General features: G+C 48.3%; 1 protein-coding gene. It reads right to left on the reverse strand.

The window, feature by feature from the left end; all coding sequences use genetic code 11:
* Window positions 1–1352, reverse strand: a 1352-nt coding sequence (locus AAFP14_RS22850) for an Ig-like domain-containing protein (RefSeq protein WP_341734486.1), incomplete at both ends; no start/stop codon positions are given.

A 1352-nucleotide genomic window follows, 5' to 3' on the forward strand; every position in this document is an offset into this window, starting at 1 on the left:
CCCGATGGAGTTGGTGTTCCCGATGGAGTTGGTGTTCCCGATGGAGTTGGTGTTCCCGATGGAGTTGGTGTTCCCGATGGTGCGGGTGTTACCGATGGTGCGGGTGTTACCGATGGCGTCGGTGTTCCCGATGGCGTCGGTGTTCCCGATGGAGTTGGTGTTCCCGATGGTGCGGGTGTTCCCGATGGTGCGGGTGCGGGTGTTACCGATGGTGCGGCAATATTCACGCCAAAAGTACCTAAAGTGCTAGCAGCAGCCAAATTGCCAACAGCATCCTTCACCTGCGATGCTTGCAAATTAACTCTGTAAGTAGCATTATCAGCACTATTCCAAGTTCCCCCTGGCGGCGTAAACGAATATGTGGCTGTGCGGGGCGTACCATTGCTATTTGTATTAACACTAATTTTGGTAGCAGGAATAGCACCACCTGACCAATTTACAACAACGTCAGAATTATCTAAACTGCTAACATCAACTCCACTGAGGTCGCTGTAAGTAACTGTCAATATCTGACTGGTGCCACCCGGTGTAGTAATGTTAGAAATTGTCGCTAAATTAGCAATGGGTGGAGTGACATCAATAATCGGTGCGGTGATATTAGCAGTGCGAGTTAGTTGAGTGGCTGCGGTATTGTTGTTACCCGCATTATCAGTAGCTTTAGCCGTCGGAATATCAACGGTGACAGCACCACTCGTAGCAGGAGTCACATCAAATGTGTAAGTTTTGGCATCAACTTTAACAAAGTTACTGACAGCAGCATTGGTGAGGGTGATATCGGTATTGTCAAAGCCGATGACATCTTCATTAAAGGTAGCAGTGACGCTAAATAAGCCAGTTACTGTTGTTGGTGAATTTGATGTGAGGGTGACTGTGGGTGGGGTGATTTCGGCGGTGCGAACAAGTTGAGTGGCTGCGGTATTGCTATTGCCAACGGTGTCAGTGGCTGTAGCTGCGGGAATATCTACGGTGACATTGCCAGTGGCTGTTGGTGTAACGGTGAAATTATAAGTTGTGCCAGTACCTGTAAATCCGCTAACAGTGCCGTTAGCAACAGTTACGTCAGTGTCGATAAATCCTGTGACGGTTTCGCTGAAGGTTGCTGTGACTAAAAATGGTGCGTTTGTGGTGGTTGGTGATGTTGATGTTAAAGCAACTGTAGGTACTGTGGCATCGACAGTACGAGTCAATTGAGCCGCAGCGGTATTGTTGTTACCTGCTGTATCTGTGGCTGTAGCTGCGGGAATATCTACGGTGACATTGCCAGTGGCTGTTGGTGTAACTGTGAAATTATAAGTTGTACCAGTACCTGTGAATCCGCTAACAGTTCCGTTAGCAACAGTTACGTCAGTGTC

Source organism: Microcoleus sp. EPA2, assembly GCA_020882975.1.
GTDB lineage: Bacteria > Cyanobacteriota > Cyanobacteriia > Cyanobacteriales > Microcoleaceae > Microcoleus.